The sequence below is a fragment of the Enterococcus raffinosus genome (genome assembly GCF_018917525.1).
GTDB classification, from domain to species: domain Bacteria; phylum Bacillota; class Bacilli; order Lactobacillales; family Enterococcaceae; genus Enterococcus_A; species Enterococcus_A raffinosus_A.
On sequence record NZ_JAHLOS010000030.1, the window covers coordinates 37,579 to 58,408 of the forward strand.

The 20,830-nt window shown below is 37.0% G+C and carries 18 protein-coding genes; 12 read left to right on the forward strand and 6 right to left on the reverse strand.

The features are described from left to right. Positions 1–56: 56 nt before the first annotated feature. From KQI58_RS16290 to KQI58_RS16305, 4 genes are all read right to left on the reverse strand, one after another. Positions 57–1,298, reverse strand: coding sequence for a peptidase U32 family protein (locus KQI58_RS16290; protein ID WP_216410087.1), 1,242 nt, complete (start codon positions 1,296–1,298; stop codon positions 57–59). Positions 1,299–1,311: 13 nt separating this feature from the next. Then, positions 1,312–2,226, reverse strand: a complete 915-nt coding sequence (locus KQI58_RS16295; RefSeq protein ID WP_216410088.1) for a peptidase U32 family protein — start codon at positions 2,224–2,226, stop codon at positions 1,312–1,314. A gap of 104 nt (positions 2,227–2,330) precedes the next feature. After that, positions 2,331–4,829, reverse strand: coding sequence for an ATP-dependent Clp protease ATP-binding subunit (locus tag KQI58_RS16300; protein WP_216410089.1), 2,499 nt, complete (start codon positions 4,827–4,829; stop codon positions 2,331–2,333). Between the two features lie 5 nt (positions 4,830–4,834). Further along, positions 4,835–5,302, reverse strand: a complete 468-nt coding sequence (locus tag KQI58_RS16305; RefSeq protein ID WP_270268334.1) for a CtsR family transcriptional regulator — start codon at positions 5,300–5,302, stop codon at positions 4,835–4,837. A 705-nt stretch (positions 5,303–6,007) separates the two neighbouring features. On the opposite strand from KQI58_RS16305, the gene KQI58_RS16310 reads away from it, so the two are divergent. The 4 genes from KQI58_RS16310 to KQI58_RS16325 all read left to right on the forward strand — a co-directional run bounded on the left by KQI58_RS16310 (position 6,008) and on the right by KQI58_RS16325 (position 12,611). Continuing rightward, positions 6,008–8,914 (forward strand): HsdM family class I SAM-dependent methyltransferase, encoded by a 2,907-nt coding sequence (locus KQI58_RS16310; RefSeq protein WP_216410090.1) that lies wholly within the window; start codon positions 6,008–6,010, stop codon positions 8,912–8,914. A 4-nt stretch (positions 8,915–8,918) separates the two neighbouring features. After that, on the forward strand, positions 8,919–9,599 hold the full coding sequence (locus KQI58_RS16315) for a hypothetical protein (RefSeq protein ID WP_216410091.1): 681 nt from the start codon (positions 8,919–8,921) through the stop codon (positions 9,597–9,599). 216 nt (positions 9,600–9,815) lie between these two features. After that, complete coding sequence (locus KQI58_RS16320) at positions 9,816–10,493, forward strand: recombinase family protein (protein WP_253295987.1); 678 nt, start codon at positions 9,816–9,818, stop codon at positions 10,491–10,493. Between the two features lie 288 nt (positions 10,494–10,781). Then, complete coding sequence (locus KQI58_RS16325; protein ID WP_216410092.1) at positions 10,782–12,611, forward strand: LPXTG cell wall anchor domain-containing protein; 1,830 nt, start codon at positions 10,782–10,784, stop codon at positions 12,609–12,611. Positions 12,612–12,754: 143 nt separating this feature from the next. Here KQI58_RS16325 and KQI58_RS16330 read toward each other — a convergent pair whose 3' ends face one another. Together KQI58_RS16330 and KQI58_RS16335 are read right to left on the reverse strand one after the other, a co-directional pair. Beyond that, positions 12,755–13,018 carry a hypothetical protein gene (locus tag KQI58_RS16330; RefSeq protein ID WP_216410093.1) on the reverse strand — a complete coding sequence of 88 codons (264 nt, stop codon included), beginning with the start codon at positions 13,016–13,018 and terminating at the stop codon, positions 12,755–12,757. A 212-nt stretch (positions 13,019–13,230) separates the two neighbouring features. Continuing rightward, on the reverse strand, positions 13,231–15,003 hold the full coding sequence (locus tag KQI58_RS16335; RefSeq protein ID WP_216410094.1) for a hypothetical protein: 1,773 nt from the start codon (positions 15,001–15,003) through the stop codon (positions 13,231–13,233). Positions 15,004–15,449: 446 nt separating this feature from the next. Between KQI58_RS16335 and KQI58_RS16340 the strand changes: the two genes are divergently transcribed. The 8 genes from KQI58_RS16340 to KQI58_RS23045 all read left to right on the forward strand — a co-directional run bounded on the left by KQI58_RS16340 (position 15,450) and on the right by KQI58_RS23045 (position 20,606). Further along, positions 15,450–15,737: a hypothetical protein gene (locus tag KQI58_RS16340; RefSeq protein ID WP_216410095.1), complete on the forward strand. Its 288-nt coding sequence runs from the start codon at positions 15,450–15,452 to the stop codon at positions 15,735–15,737. Positions 15,738–15,742: 5 nt separating this feature from the next. Continuing rightward, entirely contained in the window at positions 15,743–16,036 is a 294-nt protein-coding gene (locus KQI58_RS16345) for a hypothetical protein (protein ID WP_216410096.1), read from the forward strand. Positions 16,037–16,103: 67 nt separating this feature from the next. After that, complete coding sequence (locus KQI58_RS16350) at positions 16,104–16,307, forward strand: hypothetical protein (protein ID WP_216410097.1); 204 nt, start codon at positions 16,104–16,106, stop codon at positions 16,305–16,307. Positions 16,308–16,519: 212 nt separating this feature from the next. Continuing rightward, positions 16,520–17,083 (forward strand): MT-A70 family methyltransferase, encoded by a 564-nt coding sequence (locus KQI58_RS16355; RefSeq protein WP_253295988.1) that lies wholly within the window; start codon positions 16,520–16,522, stop codon positions 17,081–17,083. Then, positions 17,073–17,255 (forward strand): hypothetical protein, encoded by a 183-nt coding sequence (locus KQI58_RS16360; protein WP_216410099.1) that lies wholly within the window; start codon positions 17,073–17,075, stop codon positions 17,253–17,255. Before KQI58_RS16355 ends, KQI58_RS16360 begins: the two co-directional genes overlap by 11 nt. After that, positions 17,252–19,462 (forward strand): type IV secretory system conjugative DNA transfer family protein, encoded by a 2,211-nt coding sequence (locus tag KQI58_RS16365; protein WP_216410100.1) that lies wholly within the window; start codon positions 17,252–17,254, stop codon positions 19,460–19,462. Before KQI58_RS16360 ends, KQI58_RS16365 begins: the two co-directional genes overlap by 4 nt. 159 nt (positions 19,463–19,621) lie before the next feature. Further along, positions 19,622–20,500, forward strand: coding sequence for a replication-relaxation family protein (locus tag KQI58_RS16370; RefSeq protein ID WP_216410101.1), 879 nt, complete (start codon positions 19,622–19,624; stop codon positions 20,498–20,500). After that, positions 20,478–20,606, forward strand: a complete 129-nt coding sequence (locus tag KQI58_RS23045; protein WP_301282207.1) for a hypothetical protein — start codon at positions 20,478–20,480, stop codon at positions 20,604–20,606. Before KQI58_RS16370 ends, KQI58_RS23045 begins: the two co-directional genes overlap by 23 nt. Positions 20,607–20,830: the final 224 nt, after the last annotated feature.

The following is a 20,830-nucleotide window of genomic DNA, read 5'->3' on the forward strand; positions in this document are numbered from 1 at the left end:
AAAAAAACACCCGCTAAAAATCTGCTTTCGTCCAAATTTAGCGAGTGGTTTATTTATCAGTCTTTTTTCTTACGAATCATATCACCAGGTTTGACTGGTTGAGCAACAGGCATCGTTAAAACCATCATAGGGTTAGGCGCCCTGTCGATTGATTCGCCCTCCTCATTTTTCATTTCTATAACGGTTTGTTCAAAATGCTTGAAATGTGGTCCGTAGAATTCAATTTCATCACCTATTTTAAAATGATTTCGTTGGCGGACAGTAGCGATTCCGCTAGCTTCATCATAACTCAGAACTTCACCAATAAATTTGTACACAGGAATCTTCCGGCGCGGACCAAATAATTGTTCATTTTCAGTCGGTACATGATAATAAAATCCAGTCGATAATTCTCGTTGAGCTACTTTCCATAGTTCATCGATCCATTCTTGTTTACAGACATAATTATCTGGATCAGCCATATAGCTGTCAACCGCTGCTTTGTAAACATTAGATACAGTTGAAACATAATGAATTGATTTCATCCGACCTTCGATCTTTAAGCTGTCGACGCCATTTTCAATCAAATCAGGAATATGTTCGATCATAGACATATCTACAGCACTCATAGAAAATTCTTCCGAAACATCACTATTTTCTGTCAGTGAACGATGTTCTTGAGCAAAAGGCATATCGAATAATTCATACTTCCAGCGACAAGATTGAGAGCAACCACCACGATTAGCATCTCGCATTGACATATGATTGGACAGTGTACAACGACCCGAATAAGAAATGCACATTGCTCCATGAATAAATGCCTCAATTTGAATATCCGTATTACGGCGAATCTCAGCTAATTCTTCCATTGAGACTTCTCGGGCCAACACAACTCGTTCCAGACCCTCATTTTGCCAAAATTTCAATGTCTCCGCATTAGTTGCAGACGCCTGTGTTGATAAATGAATCTCTAACCCATGGGCTTCTGATGCACAAATTTCGATCAAAGCAGGATCAGAAATAATCACAGCTGAGATTCCAATGTCACGCAACTTTTTGAAGAACGCTCCGGCCCCTTCTTCATTACCTTCATGGGTCACCATGTTCGCAGCTACATAAACCTTAGCTCCATACTGATTGGCAAAAGCCACGCCTTCTTCCATCTCTTCAAATGAAAAATTTCCGGCCCGAGAACGCAAACCATATGCATCCCCACCAATATACACTGCATCCGCACCATAATGAATGGCAGTTTTTAATTTTTCCAATGTCCCGGCTGGTGCTAAAACTTCTGGCCGTTTCAATTTTCTTTCTGTCATACTGCTATTACTCCTATTTAATCGCTGTTGGGTCTAAATGATAAAAACCTGTATCCATTCCCCGACCAACAGGATGATATTTTTGAATTTCTTGTTGAGCGTTGACAACCATCGCATCATTCCAAGAATTCATTCCTATTGCTGCTTTAGCTTCTGCAAAAACCTTAGTAATCGCTACAAAATTCGCTCCAAGTGTAAACAAACCATCTAATTTCCATGTTTGATAACCTGCTAGTTTAAGCTCGGATAATTCCTTAATCAAATTTAGATCATTATCCGCAAAAATATGTGTGCCATGTTGATCTTCGTAAATCGAATAATGTGTTTCTGCCTTCTTGGGTTCCGAAATAAACAATCCACGTTCCTTAGAAGTACTTTCCGATTGCTTTGTATAATTGAAATAATTATCTAGTAACGGGCGTTTTGATTGATGAATACAAGTAGCACCATAAACCAAAACTTCCACTGGAACTTCGACGTGCTGACTCAAACGCTGCATTTCTTCAAAAGGAACTTCGCGAGCCAATACCGCTCCCACTGCTCCTTTTTTCTGCCAAAAATTAATTTGTCGTGCATTGGTCACCAGTGTTTCCGCATCATAAATATATGGTAAATCGTATTCCTGTAATAAATAAATCACGCCCGTGTCACCAACAACTACGTGATCTGGCTTTACATCTGCCAAAAAATCTAAGTATTCTGGTATCTTCTTCATCTTGTCAGGATGCATGATACCATTTACAGCGACATTCACTTTTTTCCCATTTGCATGTGCTAAATCAATCAAAGCCTTTTGTTCCTCACGAGAAAAAGAATAAGGCAGTCGTAACCCAAAAGCTTCTTCCCCTATGTATAATGTATCCACTCCGACAGCTAATAACTCTTCAGCTTGCGCCATTGATTCTGCTGTCGCAATTAGTTCGATCATGGTACGTCCTCCTTTTAGACTTTCTCATACTATCATAGCTACAAAAAGTTTCCAACTGATGACATAAAAAAGAGAATGACGCTAATACATCATTCTCTAGATTATTAAACTTTTTCTGGTATTTTTTCTTCTTTTGGATTTTTAACAGTTAATGTGATCTTACCTTTGCTAGCTCCAATAGTCACTGTATCTCCCAACTGAATTTGACCAGATAAGAGTGCCTCAGCCAAACGGTCTTCAATTTCTTTTTGCAATGCCCGACGAATTGGTCGTGCCCCATACTCAGGATCAAATCCAACTTTTCCAATAACATCATAAGCTGCCGATGTAATCTTCACTTTGATTTCGTGCTCCTTCATACGATCTAAAACAGCACGACTCATAATTTTGACGATCTCATGGATTTGCTCTTGATCCAATGATTTGAAGACTACCGTTTCATCAATCCGATTGAGAAATTCTGGACGGAAAGCTTTTTTCAATTCTTCTAGGATTCGTTTTTCCATCATCGCATGATCTTTACTGATATCCTTCACATTGAAACCAACATTTTTCTCTTCACGGATTTCCGTTGCTCCGATATTGGAAGTCATAATTAAGATCGTATTACGAAAATCAACTTTCCGACCTTTCGAATCTGTTAAATGACCATCATCCAATACTTGTAATAGAATATTGAAAACATCTGGATGGGCTTTTTCCACTTCATCTAGCAAGATAACCGAATAAGGTTTCTGACGAATTTTTTCTGTTAATTGTCCACCTTCTTCATATCCTACGTAACCAGGAGGCGATCCGATTAAACGACTTGTACTATATTTCTCCATATATTCAGACATGTCGACCCGAATCAATGCTTCCTCACTGCCAAACATTGCTTCGGCCAGTGCCTTCGCTAATTCTGTTTTACCAACACCAGTTGGTCCTAAAAACATAAAGGAACCAATTGGACGATTTGGATCTTTCAAACCACTGCGTGCTCGACGAATCGCCCGCGAGATAGCTTTAACAGCTTCCTCTTGACCAACGACTCGTTTATGCAGAACTTTTTCCAAATCTAACAGTCGCTGACTTTCCTTTTTCTCTAACTGCTGTAGCGGCACACCTGTCCATTGAGAAACGACTGCTGCAACATCTTCGTCAGTAACCTGATCAATATAGCCGTTTTCTTGCTTAGCAGCTTTAATTTTAGCTTGCTCCAATGTTTCAGATAATTGTTTTTCCCGTAAACGTAAACGAGCCGCCGATTCAAAGTCTTGATTTTGAATCGCCTTTTCTTTTTCTATTACTAAATCTTGAATTTCGTCTTCTAACTCAGTAAGCTCAGAAACCTCGTCCGTCGAATCTAAACGAACTTTTGCAGAAGATTCATCCATCAAGTCAATTGCTTTATCTGGTAATTGACGCGAGTTAATATATCGAACGGATAAAGACACTGCCGCATGCAGGGCTTCATCAGTAATTTCAACTCCATGATGATCCTCATAACGAGGGCGTAAGCCTTTCAGTATCTCTTCCGCTTCCTCCGGCGTCGGTTCTTCTACTTGTACTCTAGCAAAACGACGCTCCAAAGCAGAATCTTTTTCAATATACTTTTGATATTCATCTAACGTTGTTGCACCAATTGTTTGTAACTCTCCGCGAGCCAACGCAGGCTTTAAAATATTTGAAGCATCAATTGCCCCCTCAGCACCACCGGCACCAATCAAAGTATGCAGTTCATCAATAAATAGAATAATTTGGCCATCATGATAAATTTCATCGATTACTTTTTTCAAGCGATCTTCGAATTCTCCACGATATTTCGTTCCAGCCACCAAGGCACCCATATCAAGCATCATCAGACGTTTTCCGCGCATATCTTCTGGTACATCTCCAGAAATAATTCGTTGAGCTAGACCTTCAACAATTGCTGTTTTACCAACACCGGGCTCTCCAACTAGTACCGGATTATTTTTAGTCCGACGACTCAAAATTTGAACTACACGACGAACTTCACTATCTCGACCAACTACCGGATCCAGTCGTTTTTCTCGTGCCAGTTTTGTTAAATCTCGAGCCAAGCCATCTAAAGTTGGTGTTCCTTGTGAATTGCTTTGTGCTGGTTTTGCTGGAGCTTTACGTCTGCTCCCAGCTCCTTGGTTTCCATTTGATGCTTCATTTACGCCCATCTTCTTCAATAGAAGCTGCCGCATCTTAGGCAAACTAAGCCCTAGATTTACTAAAATATGAGACGCTAAGATTTCATCGTCCCGCAATAGTCCTAACAATACATGTTCCGTTCCAACCAATTTTGCATTGAAGCGTTTAGCTTCATCATCAGCAAAAATTAAAATCTGTTTTGCTCTAGGAGAATAGGGTAAATAACCGTCTTCAGGATAAGATTTGACTGATCCATACCCGGTCATATGCTCGATTTCTTCACGAATATCATTTTCATTTGAATTCATCTGACGCAGTGTTTTGCCTGCGATTCCTTGTTGTTCAATCACTAAAGCTAGTAATAAATGCTCCGAGCCAACCGAGCGATGTTTAAAATACTTAGCTTCTTGTTGTGCAATAGCCAACACAGCTTTTGCGCGTTCTGTATACAGCTGATCCATATCCCTCACTCCTTTTTTTCATAACTTAAACGTTCTAAAAATCCGTGAAGAATTCTTGACCGTAGTCTATTTTCAATTTGACTGATACCAAGAACATTCTTCGATACTGCACTCAACATCAAATTACCTTCTTTTTCTGTAATAATTTCCTCTTCAAATAATTTTTGAATAATTCCAAAGGCATTTGTTTCAGAAATTTCACTTCCAAAAGACTCCATCAATTGCTTCAAAAAATAATGTTGATCAGAAATCTTAACTTTACTTATTCGGATATAACCACCGCCACCCCTTTTACTTTCAACTAAATAACCCCGTTGGAAAGTAAAACGTGTGTTAATTACATAATTTATCTGAGAAGGAACACAATTAAATAACTGTGCCATCTCTGCTCTACGAATTTCGATGATTTCACTATTCTCCAAAATATCTTTCAAATAAGACTCGATCAAATCAGAGGTATTTCTGCTCATAATATCGCCCCCTATTGACTATTCCTGACCATAATTATATCGAATTTAGAGCATGAAATAAAGAAGAACGCCTTTCTTTAAATTAAGATAAAAAAAAAGAAGGTTCTCACCTTCTTTTGGATCGCACTATCGGTCTTAGATACGAATAAGATAGATAAAATCCTTAAATACAAGGCAAGCAATTCATATAAAACTAACTTAAAAAAGTATAACAAGATCATCGGAAATGTCAAACCAAGGATGGCTCGTCAAAAGACACTCTCGGAAAACGAAATAGAGCAAATCGTTAAGAAATACAGACAAGGTTTCCTCATTAAAGATCTAGCAGATGAATACTCTTGTCATAGAGAAACCGTCAGCAACCATCTCAAAAAGAATGGAGTTGAGGTAAGACGAGGAAGACGGCTGAGATAAGCTCTCACTCCACTTAACAATCAGAACTCGACAGACAACTATAACCCGCTAATACAATAGACTATTCGTTCGCTGTATATCTCGGATCAATGTTGTCATAAACCATCAGTATATAACATGATTTCATTATAAAATAAACAATCATAACAGCCACATTTAAAATAATGAACCTCAGTAAACTTGAAGATTCTATTTCTCATCCCTACTCCTTTGAAAGATTATGTGATTGAAAAAAAGAGGTTTTTAATAGATAATATTAAAGTAGCAATTAACTTGCAGAGAGGAGAAAGATTAATGAAGCTAAACAATATGAAACATTTGAATCTTGTCCTTGAGAAGCTAGATTATACTTCCTCTAAAAATTTTTCCTACTATAGAAATAACAAGATAGATTCTCACATTGAAATTAATGAAAATGACAAGAAAATTCTACAAATACTATCTCCTAATGCAATATACTTTAATGACAATAAACCTTTTATATTATTCTATTCAGATGAAAATCAAATAGACTTTAAAAGTATATGGAATTCACAAATCCCTTTAGTTTTTGTAATAAAAGTCGATACTGTTTTCATCTACACAGGAAAGAATTTATCTGAGAATAAAGATGGTCTACATCTTTTATATGAAGAAAGCATTAATAATTTAGATGTTTTTTCTTATTGGCAGATACACGATGAAAAATTTATCAATCAATACAGGTATGAGCTTCAAAAAAACGAGTTAAACCAATCTCTTCTAGACAACATTGAATTCTTAACAGACTATCTTAAAAATGAGCTCAATATAAACTTTGCTACTCGATTAGTTTTACGCCTAATATTTATCAGATTTTTGATAGATAGGGGTGTAAACTTAGACTATTTGAATTTTACAGATAATGTAGAAAAATCTCGAAAAGAATTCTTAAATTTACTAGGAAAGAAACATGAACTTTATCAACTTTTTCAACATTTAAAAGAAAAGTTTTCTGGAAGTTTATTTGACCTAGAAAATGACGAAGATCCAATCCACTTATCTCAAGAAGTATTTACAGTTTTAAAAGAATTCTTTTCAGGAGAACTTGTTTTAAAAAATGGACAAATTAGTTTATTTCCTCTGTATGATTTCAACATTATCTCTGTCGAATTAATCAGCAATATCTATGAAATACTATTAGGCAACGAAGGGCAACAAAAAAATAAATCCTTTTACACACCAAGTTATTTGGTAGACTATATTCTTTCTAATACTGTTGATGCAGATCCTGATAAAATGAAATCTATTAAAATACTAGATCCCTCTTGTGGTTCAGGCATATTTTTAGTGAAATCTTATAAGAAAATTTTAGAAGCTAACCGAGATGTCATGAAAGACATGTCCAGCGATGATATCGATAAATTTTTAATCAACAAGTTAGAGAATAATGTATTTGGAATAGACTTGAGTAGCGAAGCTATCGATGTAACTGTTTTCTCACTATATTTAACTTTATTAGATTTTAAAGATCCTAAAACCTTAAAACAATTTCATTTACCTAAATTGATCGGGAGAAACTTGTTTATCAATGATTTTTTAGATGATAATCTTATTGAGCGATTAGCGAATTTGCAGTTTGATTTTATCCTTGGAAATCCTCCTTGGGGCAGTATTACTGGAAAGACTAACGAGATTAGTACAGACTTCATTTATCAAATCGAAAAATTTGTAAGTACAAAGACCGTTGTTAGCCTTGTTCTACCATCTAAAATTCTATACAATCAGAAAAAACCTGCCGTAAAACTCAGACGTTTTCTGTTAGAAAAATTTATAATTCATGAAGTTTTAGATATGTCTTCTGTGAGAAAAGAAATATTTAAAAATGCTAAAGCGCCTGCCGTAATTTTAACCATTCAAAGATCTGAGTCACTGAAAGTAAACTTACAAAATAAACTTACTCATATATCTCTCAAGCCAAATCTATTCTTTGAATTATTCGATACACTAGTGATTGAAAAAAATGATGTTAAATATGTTGAACAAAATATTCTTTTATCAAAAGACTGGGCTTGGAAAGTATTACTTTACGGTACTAGCTGGGATTTGAAAATATGTAGCAATCTAAAGGATAATTATTTAAGTATAAAAGATACGATTAAAGCTAGAAATGCGGATAGACCCGAAGAGACAAGTATTATTTACGGAACAGGTATTCAAGACCAACAAAATAAAGATCAAAAAGATTCCAGAATGTATATTGGCAAAAAACTCTTAAATTCTAAAAATGGACTTGACCATTTCGAGTTAAATTTGGAATGCTCTTCTACTTTTACAAAGGAATTCATACACAGAGTGAGAATTGAAAAGTTATTCAAAGGTCCGTTCGTTTTGTATAAAAAGGGGCTCGATATGAAGAATTTTAGAGTCCGGGCCGTATATTCAGAAGATAGTTTTTTATTCAAGGATACTATAAGCGCCATAAAAGGAGAGATGGAAGATCAAGTTTTCCTTAAATCAGTTACAGGCTTACTCAATTCATCGCTTTATGTATATTTGAATATCATGTTAAATACCTCTTTGGGCATTGAGCGCGAGCAAGCATTTCCCACCGAATTACTTAATTATCCTTTTTTGAATTCGGAGCCTCATGAGGCAAAACTTGCTGAATACGTAGATGAAATTCAAAATCTATCAGAAGATTTGTTTACTCAACATCTAAAAGAGGACATCTCTCAAAACATCGATAGCCTTGTTTTGGACGCTTTTAATTTAAAAAACAATACATTTATAGACTATGCAGTTAATATACAGGGGCCACTAATTAGAAAAGAGAAATACCAAGTTGGAAATATCACTGTTTCCGAAACACAAATGATCAATTATGCCCAAGTATTCTATAACTATTTTACAAAGCTATATAGTAACAATGGCTTATTTATCAAAAGTAATGTATTTACTTCCATAGCTAATCAATTTGCAGTATTTGAGCTAAAGATAATTGAGGACACTTCTGAAGATGGTATTTTTGTAGATATATCAAAAAGATTTGATAAAGAGCTACTATCAAAGTTTTCTGTCTATAGTTTTACAGATTCCATATACAGCATTAAAGATGTCATAATTTTTGAAGATGATTCATTTTATATTATTAAAAAGAATTTGTTCAAAAACTGGCATCCCGCAATGGCTGAGAAAGATCTGTCCGAAGTCATTGATATAATTTTGCGGGATGAGGGGTGATTTTGTGAGTGGATTTAAATTCGGAAAATACAATGATATCTTTAAAAATAATCTCTTTGAAGCTATTAGAGAATATGTAATTAAAAGTTGTGAAGTTATGGTTGAGGATAGCATTAATAAGAATGAGCTTCTTCCAAATAACGAAGATAAAATAAAGAATAGATTAGTATTTAAATATCTACGAGACGACAAGAATAAAGATCGTCTAAATTTTGACACTTGGAAGCTTGATTTTGAAGCTGAGAACTCAGAAAATTACTCTCAAGAAAATGGAGATATTGCTGATGCAAGGCTAGACATTAAGATAATTAGTGAGGACACTCTGGCTTCAAATGAACGCTACTACACTATTGAGTGTAAAAGACTTGATGGAAATAAAACTTTAAATACTAAATACATTGATGAAGGTGTTGCAAGATTTGTAAAAGGGCAAGTTAAATATGCCTCTGCTTATAAAAAGAATTTTATGCTTGGCTTTTTAGTGAAAAATTTTGATATTATTGAAAACACTGAAAAAATCGATAAAACTCAAAAAACTAATTTGCCAACCGAAGTCGTCACTCCCCTAAATATTTTTCTAAATAATGCACCCTCGTGTTGTGTATACAGTGGAAATTACAGAACTTTAAAAGGTGACTTAGAAATACATCATATTTTCTACAACGTCTCTGCAGCAATGAAATAGCATTCAAAAAAACCGTAACTAATAAGTGTGCGTAAGATAAAGTTTAACAATCTTGAATATGTTCATAGCCCAAAACAGCTAACAAACCGTTAGCTGTTTTTCTTATCTTGTTTATGCTCTTTTCCCTCAGTCTGTTTTATCCTCTCTTTTTGTTACTCCTTTTTCGTTTTAAAATTATAAAGCACCAACAATAATAACGTATGGAGGTTTTAAGAAATGCAAAACTGTAAGGGGAAAATGAAGACGAAGGAATTGGAGGGACTGGACAAGATTCTATTAGGCTATGCTCGAGTTAGTACCATCGAGCAGGATTTAGGCTTTGAGGCTCAACTAGATAAATTGGAACAAGCGGGTTGTCACCTAATTTTCAGCGAGAAAGATTCAGGTGGCAAGGATGATCGCATCGAGTTACGTAAAATGTTGAAAACGGCTAAACGGTTATCTTCCAAAGGTAAAGACGTATCGGTAGTGGTATATAAGATAGACCGACTGACTCGGAAAATGAGCACTCTAAGTAATATCATTAACGAACTATGTGACCATGGTATTACCTTTGTCAGTTTACAAGAGAATATCGTAGCCAATAGCTTGCTTGGTCGTTTTATCTGCCAAGCTATCGGGTTTGTGGCGGAAATGGAACTAGATAATATCAGAACCAGAACCAAGGACGGTCTAAGGAAAGCTCGAGAGCGTGGCTCTAAGTTAGGCAATCCTGGATTACCTAAGGAAAAAGAGAAAGAGATTCTCCGCCTGTACCAATTATTGGATTTATCAATTAGTGATATCGCTCAACGGGTGGGTGTTTCAGATAAAACAGTCTATAACGTAGCCAAAAGACACAATCTATCTAGAAAATACCGGAAAGTTGTTGCTAAACCCCTAAGTATCAGCTAAAATTAATTTTAATCAATACATCCGTTCTTTTATTAGACATTTACAGTAACAAACGACCCTTTGTTACCGATGGCCTCATAGGCTTTTTACTCTAATTCATATACCTACTAAAACGTTATTCTATAAGTGTTTATTCACTTTCAGGATGACGTTTTTTTACGTATGCTATACCTCCGCATTTGAGGGTCGTTAAATTCAGTCCATATTCTTGGAGGTGGAAGTTTTTAGATAAATCGGCATAAGAACATTACCCATAGGTAACACATTAAAAAGGAGCGTGAAAAAGTCTTGAAACAAACCCGTATGAAGAAACACGAAGACAAACTTAAGGCAGTCAGTAAACGTAATAAGCGAATTATCACCGTCACTACCTTAGTTGGACTAGTTTGTCCTGCAACACTAGGCACTATCCAAGCTATGGCGGATGAAGTACCAACTGCAACCACAGAACAACCAGCCACACCCGTCAATGAGCAACCACCGTCAGAAACCCAGCCAACCGTAGAATCTCAAAGTCAAGAACCTGTCACTCCTGAACAACCTGTCACTGAAACCCCTAGCCAAGAACCTACTACGTCAACCGAACCAGTAACCGAGCAACCAGCCCTTAAGGAAGAACCGACTGTAGCTCCTACTGAAACGACAACCGAAACCCAAACGTCTGAAACTCAAGCAACAACAGGTAAAGAGGCAACCGAAGATGTTAAGGCTCAAGCAACAGAAGATGAAGCAAATAAGATAGAAGCTCAAAAATCATTTGACGTAGAAGAAGCTAGTTTTTCTAGCTATTTAAGTCAAATCAAAGTCATACTTGATGAAGTTGAGGGTAAAATCATTACCAACCCTCATCGAGTAAAACATGATGATTTAATCACTTGCTGGCATATTGCTTCATCCGCTGGAAATGACACTCCATCCAGCTCAAAAGACCAAGCTTTTTACGATAAATGGTTAGCAGAACTGCAAAGTCTTCTAAACGAATCAAGCCAGCTTAAAGCAGATGTTGATGCCAGCCAAACCGCTGAAATCTACACTTATTATGTAGTGCGTAATGTCGTAGATGATAACGGTAATATTGTTGATTCTACAAGATGGCCAGAAACTGCTGTTAAAGATTCTTTCGTCAAGGTTGAAGCGATTAACTGGTACGGCTATTACCTTGTGCCTGGAACACCTAGCGAATATCCTGAAACTCAAATCACGTCAGATGGTACTCAAGAATTTGTATTCTATTACATGAGCACAGCTTCTGAGAAACACCGTGACCCTGCTATTGAAAAGCAGATAGCTGATTTGTTCGAGGAACTATATACTTTGCATGGAGAACTAGAACCAAAAGCCAAAGGCACAAAGTATGAAGCACCCTTGCAAACAATCTACTACAAGTTTGATGATATCAGTCATATCCAAGGAATAATCAAGCAAGGCGATGGCTGGTTAGCATGGTACGATTATTCTTTACCGAAACTACCAGCGATTTTAGAAGAACTGAAAGCTTTAGCTAATGAAATCAATGCACTACAACCGCCAATTAAAACAGATGATTCTAAACTGGAAGAAGCGATTAAGAAAGGTGAAGATAAGCTCAAAGAAGGCGGTTTTGAGACTACTAAAGACCTCGAGAATGCCATTGCTAAAGGTAAAGAGGTCTTGCAGAATGACAACCGTACCCAGTCAGAAGTCGATGAAGCCAGCAAACAAATTTCGGATGCCATTACTGCACTCAAAAAGAAAGATACTGGCAACAATAACGGCAATGGAAACAACGGTAACAATGGCAATCAAAACGGCAACAACCAAGGCGGAACAAACAACGGGTCTAATGCTGGGAATAATGGAGCTAACGGTAACCAGAATAACGGAAACAATGCAAATAGCGGTTCTAACGGAGCAACTAACCAAAACAATGGTAACAAGACTGGTAACGGCTCTGGAACAACCACCAACCAGAAAACTATTAGTAAGACTGTAAATAACCAAACTAATAGTAATGCTTCTAATTCAAACAAAAAATACCCACAAACTGGTGAAGATATTAATACATCTGCACTACTTGCTGGTTTGTCATTAGTCGGATTTACTACTATTGGTCTGTTAAAGAGAAAACGTAAAGCATAGAGTCAAAAGCACCAAACAACAAAATCAAGCAACACAACTAGCCTTGTCACGACGATGACAGGGCTTTTTCTTATCTGTTTTGAGACAAAGAAAAAGCTCTTATCCATTTAGATAAGAGCAGTAAAGTGCAGTATTAATTCACACTATAGTTTTATTCCTGTTACTTTAAATATTTCTTCTTTTGTTGCGCCACTACGTTCCATAAAATATGCTCTTGCTTCTTTAGCCTCTTGCCTAAATTTCAATTTATACCGTAACCGATCGATTCGATCAAAATAGCACCCCATCAATAACTTGTCGATTTCTTTATTGCTTTTACCTAGCTTAATTAATTCAATTATGGTTTCGTCGCTGACTTCATGCTGTGCTTGATTGCGTATTTCATTTATTTCTTTTTCGCTAATCATCCTATAAACCTCCTAAAGTTTAGTTTGGTCTACAAGGATACCCTTGCAGACCGAAAAATCATGTCCACAAGGGTAACAAATCAAATATTTAAAGTTCAAATTACATGAAACAATACTTTAGTATTTTAACATAAAAAGACAGTTTTGTCAATATTATTGTTATTAAACGTGGTGAAAAAACCTTTCTTAAAACAGAAAGTTAAAATATCACGTTATTTATCTACTGCTATTTTTAGTACTGCATTTTTCTGACCATTGGGAGTGCTAGCATATGCTTTGACTTCAATGAGATCGCCTTTTTCTTTGTCTCTATTTAGTAATTTCGCTGAAAATTTAATAAATGCATTTGAATCAGGGGTATAATGTCCAATATTATAGCCAGTTGTCATACCGTCACTAATGTCAACCGGTTTAAATTCAGAACTACCATTTGCCATCGAAGAGCTATCTAAAGCATAGTTTAATTCTTTTGGTAAGTCTATCCTCATAATTACATTTCTCATGTCGGTTTGACCAGAGTTTTTAAACTCGACCAAAAAATCAACGATATCGCCATAGTTAGCATTTAAAGTAGGTTGCCAATCATTTTCGTCATGCTTTGATACTTTCATCGATACTTCAAAATTAGGTTGGAAGACCTTGAATTTATACCTTACCTGACCATATTTACTAGATGGAATTGTCCCATTTAGACCATCAAAACCGATTTTAGCGCCGTTTGAAAAGAACTCATCATTTACTATACTATTGTTCGCTTTTCCATCAGTTTTGATTTGTACAGAATTTTTTTCGAGTCTCATGGCTACATTTTCATTAGCTTTTATAATTACAGAGTCCCAAATTTCTTTTGGCTCAGAATTACTAGAACCAATAAATGAGTATATTCGTTTAGATTCATCTTTTTTCATTGCCGTGGGAATTGTATTTTTCATGGTAACATCATTGGCTACAGAGCTTTTAGAATTGTTATGAAAAAAACTTATGACCTCATATTCGGAGCCGACTTCTAACACAACTTCGTTTTTCCATTCCTTGGCATCTACCTTTCTTATCGAACAAAAATATCTTTCATCTCCTGAAAAGTATCCCTCTAAATTAGCATTTTCGATAGAATTAAAAACTACATTCTCGGGTAAAGCTAATGACGAAAATGTTTTTCTACTTGGTCCCCAGTCAGCTTTAACTTCCTCAACCTGTTTAGTTCCAGAAGTTTTCAACTTGGAAAGAGTTTCCACAGACGACATTTTAGAAGATAGATTGTAAGTGATCCTTAAAAAAATAAGCGCAATAATTAAAGAAACTATTGGTATTAAAAAATGAACTTTATCCCAGTTTATTCCCCTGTTAAACCGTTTTTCGAAGAAGCTCTCAATTTTGGATGCCTTTGATTGTTCTTGATTTATTTCCTCGTGTTGTTCGTTTTTTTCGTCTTCATTAACAGGTTCCGATGATTCCTGCTCATTATCATTTTCTTTATGCCCAAAGTTTTGTGGATGTTCTTGTTTCTGAACCTCCTGAGCTAAAATATCATTCACAGTTTCTTTGTATCGTTTCAACCTTTTTTTGGGGGAATTCTCACCAGTCCGTAACACTTCTTCAAGAACTTTAGCGGTAAACAACTCTATAGGCTCCTCTGAATACGAAAGGAGTTTCTTTTTTTGAGTTTGATTGAAATTTGTTATTTCAATGGCTATGGAAACAAGACACTTAAATCTATTTATATCAATGTCGTTTTGCAAAGTTTGCAAGAGGAATTCTTTTAATTCTGAGTCATCTTCCTTTAGGATTGAGCCAAACTTTTTCTTTGTTTCGCATCTCATATTTTTCAAATTTCTGACGTCTTCGTCAGCTAAGTATTTACTGTCTTCACCATCAATAATAACTATGATTTCTCTTGTAAAAGCAGATTTATTAAAATCTTTATCTACAGAAGATGATATATCAATTAACTCCACAAATAAAGCATACCCGAAACTAGAATACACACACTCTCACCTCCAAAAAATTCCTTTCTTAGCAAAATTCACTAAAAATTCACCTTTTCAACAACTAGTATTACACCTATAAAAGATAGTTTAATACGATTAAGGAACAAAACTACTAGTAACCTTTCCTTAAAAATCACACATTTTATTATATCAAGACATACGCGCAATGTCTCTGGTAGAAAGGAGGTTTTTGAAATGGAAGAGATGAGGAAGCTTTTAGTCGTTGCTCCCTATTTTATCCGAGTGCTGTTTTTCCTGATTGATTTCTACAGAGCTAGAAAAAAGAACTCTGAGCCGTAACCGTTCAGAAGATTGGAGCTGATTAATCACAAAACCACTATTAGATTAACCTCATTTGGGGATAGCTAATTTAGACGCGTCGGTTATCCCTGAATGTTCATATAGAAACAAAAGAAAACTATTCATATTAAGGAGGATTTATAGTGGACAATCAATTAAGTATCTTTGATCGTGGCAATACTGATAATCTCCCAACCACAACCAAATGGGCGATTCAAAAGCAAGGCGGAGAGAAAATAAAGCAAGTGATGCTGTCGAAGCTTCATGAAGATGGGAGAGCCTATCTAGCTCATACCGCGTTAGAACACGCTGGCACACTTTCAGCGTTAGAACAGCATTTATGTAATGTCACTCCTCAAGCATCTGGAAGGTATCAACATTTGGTGGATAGTTATGTAATGGGTGCCTCAAATCGTCTGGCTAGATGGTGATTGCTATGAAAATACTAATATTTATCCTAGAGTTTATCCTAATTTTTTCTACTTCTTACTTACTCTATTTGGGTATCGTGACGTTAATCACTTCGTTTAATACACGGACGCTAAAACAGAAAGTAAAGAAGGAACGAGAAGCGTTGCAAAAAGAACTAGACGACTTAGACCGTCAAGCCTACAAAGCATTTAATGACATGCTCAAAGAATCTATGGAGGTAGCAAAGGAAGATTACCAGAAGCAACGTGCCGGATTTACCGACAGTCCGCCACCAAGAAAAGACGTTGAACCATTGTAACTAATGAGTGAAGGAGCTTAACCGCTCCTTCACCTTCGCAGAATCACGATAAGAAGGAGGAATTAAAATGGCTACTACGTGGAATCTCTCACCAGCAAAAGCAATCCTCAAAGTAAACGCTCACCAGACCCACCAAGACCCTGAGTTACTTCGCTTCAAGATTGAGCTAGAAGACGAGATCAAAGCAAATCCAGCTAGCAGGCAATCTCAACAATTCTATGAATCCCTGACTCACCCATTTGTCGAAAACGAGCCAGATATTCCGCCGTAAGAAAGAAATTGTCTTGATTTTTAGTTGGATACTGATGCCCCTTAACAACCACTTTATCTCTGTTATTCCTTGTCCCGTCGCTCTAAATCTCGTTAAATTTTGGACTAGAAACGTTCTCGAAAATGTTATTAAATGTCACTGCAAGACCAAACAAAAAAAGAAAGGATTTGTTGATTATGAGTCAAACACAACCTAGAAAGTTTAAAACTATTTTGGCAGACCCGCCTTGGGATATCCAACAAAAAGGAAAGAGAGGTGCCGTAAACCATTACAACTTAATGACTTTAGATCGAATCAAAGCAATGCCGATTGCAGATTTAGTGGAGGAAGATGCTCATTGTTGGCTTTGGGTTACTAATGGTACTTTGGAAGCTGGCTATGAGGTGCTTCGTTCATGGGGATTTACTCCACGCAGTGTATTTACTTGGGTAAAACCTCGACTTGGTTTAGGGATGTACTTGCGAAACTGCACCGAACACCTATTACTGGGTACCCGAGGGAAAGCGCCTATCCAGTTTAATGGACAGATGAATTGGGGATTTTTACCGCTTCAAGATCATAGCCATAAGCCGGAAGAAGTCTACGATATTATTGAGCGCTGTTCCGAAGGTGAATATTTAGAATTGTTTGCTCGTCGACCTCGTCATGGTTGGAAGGTTTGGGGCAATGAAATCGCCAGTGATGTCCAGATCCCTGATTATCCCGTACCTGTTTATACTATAAATTATCGGGATTTTACAAAATTGAAAACAGAAGGAGTGATCAATGAACCATGAAAAAACTGATCGGCTATCTGTTCCTCTTCTTCTTTATGTGTTTGCTGCTAAATATTTCCGCTCGGTTAATTCTACAGTACTGGTGGGTACTGGCAATCATGGCTTTTATCCTGATGATCGCAACCATTATGTACCGGATATTCAAAGCCAAAGAATGGAGGTAATTGAATGAAACACATTCCAGAAAATCTATTGTTTAAAGAATTTTCCTGGAGTCGTCCTTTTTCACAAGACCAAGTCGAACAAGTCATCCACCATCTATTCACCTTGCAACCTAGAAACAACATTATTTTTGAACTCCGTGGTTTTGATCATTCAGTCCACTATTACCTCGGTACAGACAAACAGGATTTTTCTAAAATTGAAGCTGCCTTTAATTCATACGGCTCACAAGACTTTTCAGATAGCTTTGCCTTTAACGCACCTGAGCGCCAAGCCATATTATGGTCGAGAAAGCTTTCCACTCATCGATCAAAATTTCCTTTAAGAACAGATTCAATTGAAGCCATTACTCAAGCTATACTCGCGATTCTTTCTCAGCAGGATAAAGAACAACTAGTCATCCAGTTGATTTTAGGCGGAAGCTACGCACCAATCCAAGTCCCTAAAGAAATTTCAGACCCTCATACGCCACTTTTTAAAACAATTATCGGAGATATTCCCAAAGCATCTACTGAAACTAGAGCGATGATCCAAGAAAAAATGAGAACACACCGGGTGGGCTGTGTTGTCAGATTTGGCAGCTCCGCTAAAAGTCCAGTAAGAGCGATCAAACAATTCGAAGCGCTATTAAGTGCTTTTCGGAAAATGGAACAACCAAACCTGCATCTAAAATTACTCAATGATAAACCCGAAAAATTTAATCTGGCTGCCGCCCCTTGGCAAATGCCTCTTCAAGTTAACGTCAAAGAATGCGCTGGATTGTTTTTCTTACCCACAGGTGAAGAGATTGATTATCCCGGAGTGCCGCCAATTCATCCCCGTTTGTTACTACCGCCTACTTGGATGGTCGATCCTCCAGAGCAAAAACAGCGCTCGTTTGGCACAACCTTGAATCAAAATCTCAATAGTCGCAGAAGACTCAATATTTCTCCCTTAGATGCCTGCCGCCATACTTGGTGTCTCGGACCGGCCGGCGTAGGCAAGACAAATGCGCTCCTTTTACAGATAATGAGCGATATAGAGGCTCGACGGCCAGTTTTGATCTGTGAGCCCAATAGTGATCTCACTAATGATATTTGTCGAAGAATCCCTAAAGACCGGATTCAAGATGTCATCTATCTTGACCCTTGCGATCCGGAAGCAGTCGTCGGGTTTAACCCACTCGCTTTAGCTAAAGAAGTTGATCCAACGCTGATTGCCGAGGCGATACTAAGTATTTTTAAGGGAGTTTTTAAGGACAATTTTGGGGTGTTTTCGCAAGACCTAATCACCAGCGGGTTATTGACGCTAGCAGCAAATGACGATGTTACGCTTTTACACTTACCTCTGCTTTTTACCGATGCACGGTACCGGAGGCAGCAACTAAAAAAGGTCACGAATTTAGAGTTACTTCACTTTTGGGCGCAATGGGAAGATTTGAGTGAGAACGAACAGCGGCAACAATTGCGACCTGTTCTAAATAAACTGCGACAGTTTAGCTTGCGGGAAGGATTAAAGAATTGCTTGGCACAAAAACAGCCAAAGTGGAGTTTGACCGACTTTTTCAAGACTGGTAGGAGTCCAATTATTTTAATCCCCCTAAATAAGGGCGTGCTGGGCGCAGAAGCCGTTTCGTTGCTTGGAGCGATGATTATCTCGATGACTTGGATACTTTGCTTAAATCGCGGGAAAGTACCGATAGAACAAAGGCAGATTTGTTGTACCTACCTAGATGAAGCGCAGAATTTTTTACATCTGCCACTAGAAATTTCTGAAGTTTTAGCTCAAAGTCGCAAATTCCGCATGGCAGTCCATATTGCAAATCAATATAGAAATCAGATGCCACCAGACTTACGAGCAGGCTTAGACACGAATGCACAAAATAAAATCTTGTTTCAACTAAACAGCTCAGATGCTAAAGACTTCCAATCTATCATAGCACCCGAGCTGCAAGCAGTGGATCTGCGTAAGATTCCACCGTACTCAGTATATTGTAACCTCTTAGTCAATGGCAAGCCCACTGGATGGATAAGTGGAGTCACCGATCCGCCCACTCCCGAGATTACCGATTTAGAAACAGTTAAAGCTGAGAGCCGAAAAAGATATGGCATGCCGGTATCAGAAATTAACGAAATGATGAAAGAGACATTTGGATTTCCCGGTGTTTCGACAGACTTACCTATGGAGAAAAACAAAACAGAAATTAAGATAGGCAGGAGAAAACAAGCAGAAAGCTAACAATTACAGATGACTCTTCGGCTGGGTCTTCGATCGCAGATAAAATTATAGAAGCTACCGACAAACAAATGAAGCTGTCATTTTAAGGGATGAGACTCATCTGTCTATTAAAAATAGACAGATAGAGTTTCCTGATGAAAAAATTTAGGAGGAATTTTAATGAGCGAAAAACATTCAAATCAATTAGTTAATCAAAGAATTAGCAGAAAACAACTGTTTGAAATTGAGGATCGTTTGGATGACAAAGATAAAGAGCTTCTACTACTGCTCAAAAAATGTCGCTTTCTCAGTACCCAACAAATTAGACGAATTTTCTTTTCTGATTCACCAAATGAAATAGCTGGAAAGAAACGAACCAATCGTTTGTTGAATCGCTTGAATTCTCATCGAGTAATTTTCTTTCTGGAAAGAAGAATCGGTGGGTTTGAAAAAGGATCGAGCAGCCGAGTTATCAGTCTCACGCCTGCAGGATATAAATTGGTTCATAATTGGTTAGATATTGAAAAACCACTGCCTAGAAAGCGAGTGGCAGATTTATCCTACTTCAACTTAACTCATTATCTGGCGATTTCAGAAGTATATACCCAACTGATGGAACTGCAGCAGCAAGCAAAAATAGAAATCTACTTATCCCAATTCGAACCTGCTGCTTGGCGTACCTATAATCAACGAGGTGTTCTCAAATTTTTAAAACCCGATCTTTATATTGAGCTCCTCGTCGAAAACTATATCGATAGTTACTTTCTCGAAATCGACTTAGATAGTGAGCCAGTTAATCGTATTGTAAAAAAGTGTCAGGAGGTATATTTGACCTATTATCAGAGTGGGGTCGAACAACGTCAACACGATGGAGTCTTTCCGTTTATTGTTTGGATTGTACCCAGCGTCAAACGTCGAGAAACACTCATCAAGCATTTAACAAAAAAGCTAGGTGAATCGATGTTGCTATTTCGAGTGATTACATTTGAGGAATTTGGACAGTTAATTAAAGGAAATAATGAAGGTGGTGTTCAGGATGACCAAGAAGAAAATAGATAGAGAATCAAAAATTATCGTAAAACCAATTTTCAGAAAAGAGATCGATGTTGAGAAAATTTGTAAGGCTTTGCTGATGCTAGCAGAATTAAATAGCAAGAAGAAATAGCGTAAGCCTTGCTCGACTTGATTAGTACCATGAATCGAGCTATCATATCGACACTAATAAGAGAGGAGAACCGTTTATGGGATATCTAACTGAAGAACTAAAAACTAAGAAAACCTCAGGAGAAAACCGCTCCTGAGGACTTTTTGTTTAGATGAATCATTTTATTGTCGATCACTGATTCTAAATTCGTATCCAAGTACGTTCTTATAATATTCTGGATACAT